Here is a 7,027-nt window from a genome sequence, read left to right as displayed (position 1 = left end):
ATCGGCCCCGTCCAGGAAGTACGCGGCCAGGTTGATCTCGCGGGGCAGGGCCGGATGTCCTCCTCCGCCCCCCTCGATGACGGGCGAGAGGGTCTCGGCTGATTGGGGACTCACAGTTCCTCCTCGAAATCGCACACGTAGCCCTGCGCAATGATGAGGAAGCCGGTCTTTTCCCTGCAACTCCTGAAATGCTCTTTTCGCGGCGTGCACGCGCTTTCGTTCTCCGAGATTGCTTCGCCCGATTCACGGCTTGTACCGCGGACGCGCTCCGCATTAGCGTGACGAGAGAGATGGTGGGCGCGGAAAGCGTGCCGCAGATTTCAATCTGTCGCGTTCCGGGGGAATGCGTCTTCTCACGATGAGGTGACCGCCGTGGCCGTCGAACCACCCGTCGCGCTGACGTACTCCTCCTACCTGGCGCTCGACGAGGTGCTGGGGGCCCAGCGGCCACGCTCGGACCAGCACGACGAACTGCTGTTCATCGTCGTGCACCAGGTCCACGAGCTGTGGTTCAAGGAACTCCTGCACGAGCTGACCCGGCTCCAGCGCGAGCTGGTCGCCGGCGAGTCGGCCCACGCGCTGCGCACGCTCCACCGCTGCCAGGCCGTGCTGAGGATCGTCGTCGCCGGGATCGACACGGTCGAGACGATGACGCCGTTCCAGTTCACGGCGTTCCGCTCCCGGCTGGGCAGCGCCAGCGGCTTCCAGTCGCCCCAGTTCCGGGAGATCGAGGCGATGCTGGGGCGGCGCGACCGCCGCATCCTGCGTGTCTTCCCCGAGGGCGGCGAGGAGCGCCGGCGGATCGAGGCCGCGATGGACCGGCCCTCCGTCTTCGACTCCTACCTGCGCTACCTGGCCACGCAGGGATACCGGGTCCCGCCCGGGCTGCTGCACCGGGACGTGACGCGGGCGCTCGAGCCGTCGGACGAGTTGCGCGAGGTGCTGCGGCGGGTCCGCCGGGACGACGGCTACGCCGCCCGCGTGGGCGAGCGCCTGCTGAACCTGGACAAGGGGCTGCAGGACTGGCGCTACCGCCACGTCAAGCTGGTGGAGCGGGTCATCGGCGCCAAGACCGGCACAGGAGGCTCGGCCGGCGCCTCCTATCTGTACAGGACCCTGTCCGGCCTGGCGTTCCCCGACCTGTGGGCCGTGGCCCGCGAAGGGCCGGACCGCAATACGGGAGATGCGGCGCCACCGCGGCCGGGACGAAGCTGATGGCGTCGGCACGGCCGTTCTGGGGGCGCCCATCGGCGACGACACGCACCATCACCTGGCACTGAGGGCATTCGACGGAGGTCAGAGGTGGAGCTGCTCGACGGTGTGCCTCCGCTCGGCACCGAGGAGCTTCTCGCGGAGGTGGACGCCGCCGAGCGGGAACTCGCCGCCGGCGAAGGTCCGCCCGCGGGCACGGCCCCGGCCGGCGACGAGGAGGGGGCCGCGCGCTTCGAGGCGCTGATCGCCGCGGACGGGAAGATCGAGCCGAGGGACTGGATGCCCGACGGCTACCGCCGTTCGCTGATCCGGCAGATCGCGCAGCACGCCCACTCCGAGATCATGGGCATGCAGCCGGAGACGAACTGGATCAGCCGGGCCCCGAGCCTCGCGCGCAAGGCCATCCTCATCGCGAAGGTGCAGGACGAGGCGGGCCACGGCCTCTACCTCTACTCGGTGGCGGAGAGCCTCGGCGTGTCCCGGGAGTGGATGCTCGACGAGCTGCACGCGGGCCGTCAGAAGTACCTGTCGTTCATCAACTATCCGACCCTCACCTGGGCGGACGTCGGGGCGCTCGCCTGGCTGACGGACGGCGCCGCCGTGGTGAACCAGGTCTCCCTCTGCCGCACCTCCTACGGCCCGTACGCCCGGGCCCTGGTGCGCATCTGCAAGGAGGAGTCCTTCCACCACCGGCAGGGCTTCGACCTGCTGTACGCGCTGTCGCGGGGCACGCCGGAGCAGCGGGCGATGCTGCAGGCCGCGGTCGACCGCTGGTGGTATCCCGCGCTGGCCATGTTCGGGCCGCCGGACCACATGTCCACGCACTCCGCGCAATCGCTGGCCTGGCGGATCAAACGGGCCACCAACGACGAGCTGCGGCAGCGGTTCGTGGACATCTGCGTGCCCCAGGCCCGCGTCCTCGGCGTGACGTTGCCGGACCCGGCCCTGCGCTGGAACGCCGAACGCGGACACCACGACTTCACGCCCCCCGACTTCGAGGAGCTCAAACGCGTGGTCGCCGGGAACGGGCCGTGCAACCGGCAGCGCCTGGCCCACCGCCGGCGCGCGCACGAGGACGGCGCCTGGGTGCGGGAGGCGGCGGCCGCCTACGCCGCCAAACACGGCGAGTCCCGGGAGGCGGCGGAGCCCGCGCCCGCCGGGGAGGCGGCCCGGGCCCCGGAGCGCACCGACTGGCCGCTGTGGGAGGTCTTCGTCCGCCCCCGCCGGGGCCTGGCCCACTCCCACGCGGGTGGCCTGCACGCCCCCGACGCCGCCATGGCGTTGCGCAACGCCCGCGACCTCTACACCCGTCGCGGCGAGGGCGTCTCCATCTGGGTGCTGCCCGCGGCCGGGATCACCGCGTCGAGCCCCGACGAGAAGGACGCGTTCTTCGACCCGGCGGGCGACAAGGTCTACCGGCATCCTTCCTTCTTCGAGCTGCCCGAGGGGGTCGAGCACCTGTGACGGCGCCCATGACCACGACCGGCCCGGACCTGCGGGACTACGTGTTACGACTCGGCGACGACGCGCTCGTCGCCGCCCAGCGCGTGGCCGGGTGGTGCACGCGGGCCCCGCAGTTCGAGGAGGACGTCGCGCTGGCGAACATCGCGCTCGACCTGCTCGGCCAGGCCCGTGCCCTGCTGACGTACGCGGGCGAGCTGGAGGGCCTCGGCCGGGACGAGGACGCGCTGGCCTTCGGCCGCGACGAGCACGAGTTCCGCAACGTCCAGCTCGTCGAGCTGCCCGACGACGACTTCGCCACGGCGATCGCCAAGATGCTGTTCTTCGGCGTCTACCAGCGCCTGCTCTACACCGGGCTGTCGCGGGCCGCCGACCCGACGCTGGCCGGGATCGCCGCCAAGGCGGCCAAGGAGACGGCCTACCACGTCGACCACGCCGTCTCCTGGACCCTGCGCCTCGGCGACGGCACCGCCGAGTCGCACCGCCGGATGCAGGCGGCGGTGGACCACGTGTGGCCGTACACGCACGAGCTGTTCGAACCCGGCCCGCCGCCCGCCGCGGCCGGCCCCGGCGCGGACCCGGCCGCCCTGCGCGGCCCGTGGTGCCGCGAGGTCGAGCAGGTGCTCGCGGAGGCGACGCTGCGCCGTCCCGAGGACGGCTGGGCTCCCACGGGCGGCCGCAGCGGCGTCCACACCGAGGCGTTCGGCCACCTGCTCGCGGAGATGCAGTACGTGTACCGGGCGCATCCGGGAGCCCGGTGGTGACCGCCCCAAGGACGGTGGTGGGAGACACGGTGGTGAGGGGCCAGGCGGCGGCCGAGCGGGTCCGGTCCGCCGTCGCCGCGGTGCGCGACCCGGAGATCCGCGTGCTGACCATCGAGGAGCTCGGCATCCTGCGGGACGTCAGCGCCGAGGACGACGGCCGGGTCGTCGTCACGATAACCCCCACCTTCCTCGGCTGCCCCGCCATGGACGTCATCAGAGCCGACGTCGCCGCGGCCGCCCGCGACGCGGGCTGCGCGGAGGTCGAGATCGTCACCGTGCTGTCCCCGCCGTGGACCACGGACTGGCTGAGCGACGCCGCCCGCGCGAAGCTCGCGGCCGCCGGGATCGCCCCTCCGGTCCGGCGGGACGACCCCGGCGGCCGGACCCTGCCGCTGCTCATGCCGGCCCTCCGGGCCCCGCGCTGCCCGCGGTGCGGCTCCGCCGCCACCGCCGAGATCGCCCGCGCCGGCTCCACGGCGTGCAAGGCGCTGTGGCGCTGCGACGCCTGCCGTCAGCCGTTCGACCACGTGAAGGACCACTGATGCCGGCCGCCACCACCACTGCCGCACGCGCGCGGCTGCGCTTCCACACGCTGACCGTCGCCGCCGTGGAGCCCGTGGCCGCGGACGGCAGCGCGGTCGCGGTGACCCTGCGCGTCCCGGACGGGCTGCGCGGGGAGTTCGCCTTCGTCCCGGGCCAGCACGTCACCGTGGCGGCGACCGTCGGCGGTGCCGCGGTGCGGCGCTCGTACTCGCTGTGCTCCGTGCCGGACGAGCTGGACGAGAGGGGGACGCTGCGGATCGGCGTCCGGGTCGTGCCGGGCGGGGTCTTCTCCACGTACGCGGCGCGGTCGCTGGCCCCCGGCGACACGCTCGACGTGCTTCCTCCGGTGGGGGCCTTCGGCACCCGCTTCGACTCCGCGCGCCGGCGCCGCTACGCGGCGATCGCGGGCGGCTCCGGCATCACCCCGGTGCTGTCCCTCGTGCGCGCCGGGCTCGCGACCGAGCCGGACAGCACGTTCACCCTGCTGTACGGCAACCGCACCGCCGACTCCGTGATGTTCGCCGACGAGCTGGCCGACCTGAAGGACCGTCACCCCCGGCGCCTGCACCTGGTGCACGCGTTCTCACGTGAGAACCCCCGGCTGGGGCTGGGCCAGGGCCGCCTGGACGCGGCGAGGCTGGCCGCCGTCCTGCCGTCCGTGCTGCCGCCCGGGGGCGTGTCGGAGTGGTTCCTGTGCGGGCCGGCCGGGCTGGTGCGCGACGCCCGGCGGGTGCTGTCCCGGCACGGCGCCGGCGACGCGGCGGTCCACGCCGAGTTCTTCCACCCGGACGAGCCCGCGGAGCGCGCCCCGCGCTCCCCCGCGCCGCCCCGCGCGCCGGTCGCCGGGGCGGGCACGCGGGAGCTGTGCGTGGTGCTGGAGGGACGTGCCACCACGGTGCGCGCGGCGGAGGGACAGACGATCCTCGACGCGGCCCTGGCGGCCCGCCCCGAGCTGCCCTACTCCTGCCGCAACGGCGTCTGCGCGACCTGCCGGGCCCGCGTGGTCGAGGGCCGCGCCGTCATGTCGGACCACTGGGCGCTGACGGACGAGGAGGTGGCCGCCGGCTACGTCCTCACCTGCCGCGCGGTGCCGGAGACCGAGCAGGTGACGGTCGACTTCGACATGGTCTGAGGCGGGGCGGAACCTGGGATCAGGCCCCGTGACGCCCGGTGCCGTCATTTGGCCGTGGCGGCCTTGTCCGCCGCCGCTCCCGCCTTCTCGCCGTCGTGGGCGGCGTGGTCGTGGGCGGCCTGGTCGGGGGCGGCGTGGTCGTGGGCGGCGTGCAGGGCCGTACGGAGGGCGGCCAGCGCGCGGACCGTCTGGCTGCGCACGGTGGAGCCCTCGCTGCCCATCACCCAGGCGGTCTCCTCGACGCTGCGGTCCTCCCAGTAGCGCAGGACGACGGCGGCCCGCTGCCGGGGCCCGAGGCCGGCCAGCGCCTTCAGGAGGAGGATCCGGTCCAGGACGAGGGCGTAGGGGTCCGACTGCGGCTCCGGCTCGGGCGGCAGGGGGTGCAGCACCTCGCGCGACCACCGGTGCGTACGCCGGTCGCTGCTGATGAGGCGGACCATGATGGTCCGGGCGTAGGAAGTGATCTTGTCTCGCTGCTCCAGCCTGTCCCAGCGCCGGTGGATGGCCAGCAGGGTGCGCTGCACGAGGTCTTCTGCCTCGTGCCAGTCCGCCGAGAGTATGAAGGCGGTCCGCCGCAGAGCCGGCCTCGCCTCCTTGACGTAGCGCGAGAACTCGTCGTCATGAGCCTCGGCCATCTCCCCAACTCCAAAACCGTGAACGCGCCCAAGGTGGGATGTGGATGCGAGGGCCGCCCGACCGGCGTGCCCGGCCCTGGGCCGACCAACTCCAGAATTCGCCCGGACTACCTGGCGTCACAACCCCTATCCAGGTCGCCGTCACCCTTATCCCAAGTCTGGGGTCCCTACTGGGGTTCAGGTCGATTCCCGCGGCATGCCGCCCCGCCTACGATCACCGATGTGAGCGTGGAGACGGGCAGAGGCAGGTTGCTGGCGATCAGCGACCTCCACGTCGCCTACGCGGAGAACCGGGCGCTGGTCGAGTCGCTACGGCCGGAGACCGACGACGACTGGCTCCTGGTCGCCGGCGACGTGGCCGAGCGCATCGCGGACGTGGAGTGGGCGCTGAGCCTGCTCAAGGAGCGCTTCGCCACCGTCGTCTGGGTGCCCGGCAACCACGAGCTGTGGACGCCGCCGCGCGATCCCGAGGGGCTGCGCGGCGAGGAGCGCTACCGCCGGCTGGTCCAGGTCTGCCGCCGCATCGGCGTCCTCACCCCTGAGGATCCCTACGCCGTGTGGACGGGGGCCGGAGGGCCCGCGACCGTCGTCCCGATGTTCATCCTCTACGACTACAGCTTCAGGCCGCCGGGCACCTCCCGCGAGGAGGCCCTCGCCCGGGCGTTTGAGCTCGGTGTGGCGTGCACGGACGAGTTCCTGCTGCATCCGCACCCCTACCCCAGCCGGCAGGCGTGGTGCCGGAACCGGCTGCGGGAGACCGCGTCCCGCCTCGAGGACCGGGACCCCGGCCTCCCCACGGTCCTGGTCAACCACTTCCCGCTGCTGCGGGAGCCCACCGCCGTGCTGCGCCACCCGCACTTCGCCCTGTGGTGCGGCACGGAGCACACCTCCGACTGGCACCTGCGCTACCAGGCCACCGCGGTGGTCTACGGACACCTGCACATCCCCAGAACGACCTGGCACGACGGCGTGCGGTTCGAGGAGGTGTCGCTCGGCTATCCCCGCGAGCGGCGCCCCCACCACCGTGACGGCCGCCTGCTCAGGCAGATACTCCCGGCTCCCGCCGCGGCCCGGTGACCCCCGGCCGGTCGCATGCACGGATTGTGACCGGCGGACCACCGGACATATTTGGTCAGAAAAACTTCCCGACCCGTGCAGCGTTTTCCGCGCAACGTCGCGTGTAAATATGCGAACCGGCCGATCCCGCCATCATTCGGGCGGCACGCAACCGAAAAGAAACGGACAGGAAATAAGGCGGCTGCACCCGCCGGCCATTTACC

Annotated in this window: 7 protein-coding genes and 1 pseudogene; 7 read left to right on the top strand and 1 reads right to left on the bottom strand. The window is 72.9% G+C overall.

Annotated features, from left to right (window positions below):
* Nucleotides 1-372: 372 nt before the first annotated feature.
* The 6 genes and pseudogenes from Msi02_RS36620 to Msi02_RS36600 all read left to right on the top strand — a co-directional run bounded on the left by Msi02_RS36620 (nucleotide 373) and on the right by Msi02_RS36600 (nucleotide 5,112).
* On the top strand, nucleotides 373-1,215 hold the full coding sequence (locus tag Msi02_RS36620) for a tryptophan 2,3-dioxygenase (protein WP_204052375.1): 843 nt from the start codon (nucleotides 373-375) through the stop codon (nucleotides 1,213-1,215).
* A 237-nt stretch (nucleotides 1,216-1,452) separates the two neighbouring features.
* Nucleotides 1,453-2,355 (top strand): annotated as a pseudogene (gene paaA / locus Msi02_RS36615) (1,2-phenylacetyl-CoA epoxidase subunit PaaA); the annotation flags it as partial.
* 54 nt (nucleotides 2,356-2,409) lie between these two features.
* Nucleotides 2,410-2,676, top strand: coding sequence for a 1,2-phenylacetyl-CoA epoxidase subunit PaaB (gene paaB / locus Msi02_RS43630; RefSeq protein ID WP_239109087.1), 267 nt, complete (start codon nucleotides 2,410-2,412; stop codon nucleotides 2,674-2,676).
* An 8-nt stretch (nucleotides 2,677-2,684) separates the two neighbouring features.
* Nucleotides 2,685-3,437: a 1,2-phenylacetyl-CoA epoxidase subunit PaaC gene (paaC, locus tag Msi02_RS36610; protein WP_204052374.1), complete on the top strand. Its 753-nt coding sequence runs from the start codon at nucleotides 2,685-2,687 to the stop codon at nucleotides 3,435-3,437.
* Nucleotides 3,434-3,979 carry a 1,2-phenylacetyl-CoA epoxidase subunit PaaD gene (gene paaD, locus Msi02_RS36605; RefSeq protein WP_239109085.1) on the top strand — a complete coding sequence of 182 codons (546 nt, stop codon included), beginning with the start codon at nucleotides 3,434-3,436 and terminating at the stop codon, nucleotides 3,977-3,979. Before paaC ends, paaD begins: the two co-directional genes overlap by 4 nt.
* Nucleotides 3,979-5,112, top strand: coding sequence for a 2Fe-2S iron-sulfur cluster-binding protein (locus tag Msi02_RS36600; protein WP_204052373.1), 1,134 nt, complete (start codon nucleotides 3,979-3,981; stop codon nucleotides 5,110-5,112). Before paaD ends, Msi02_RS36600 begins: the two co-directional genes overlap by 1 nt.
* A gap of 44 nt (nucleotides 5,113-5,156) precedes the next feature.
* Here Msi02_RS36600 and Msi02_RS36595 read toward each other — a convergent pair whose 3' ends face one another.
* A complete protein-coding gene (locus tag Msi02_RS36595) occupies nucleotides 5,157-5,747 on the bottom strand; it encodes a SigE family RNA polymerase sigma factor (RefSeq protein ID WP_204052372.1) in 591 nt (196 codons plus the stop codon).
* A 222-nt stretch (nucleotides 5,748-5,969) separates the two neighbouring features.
* Between Msi02_RS36595 and Msi02_RS36590 the strand changes: the two genes are divergently transcribed.
* Nucleotides 5,970-6,824 (top strand): metallophosphoesterase family protein, encoded by an 855-nt coding sequence (locus Msi02_RS36590; protein WP_239109083.1) that lies wholly within the window; start codon nucleotides 5,970-5,972, stop codon nucleotides 6,822-6,824.
* Nucleotides 6,825-7,027 lie beyond the last annotated feature (203 nt).

Source organism: Microbispora siamensis (assembly GCF_016863095.1).
GTDB lineage: Bacteria > Actinomycetota > Actinomycetes > Streptosporangiales > Streptosporangiaceae > Microbispora > Microbispora siamensis.
Note: the sequence above shows the minus strand (reverse complement) of the source record. Positions and strands in the feature narration are given on the sequence as shown.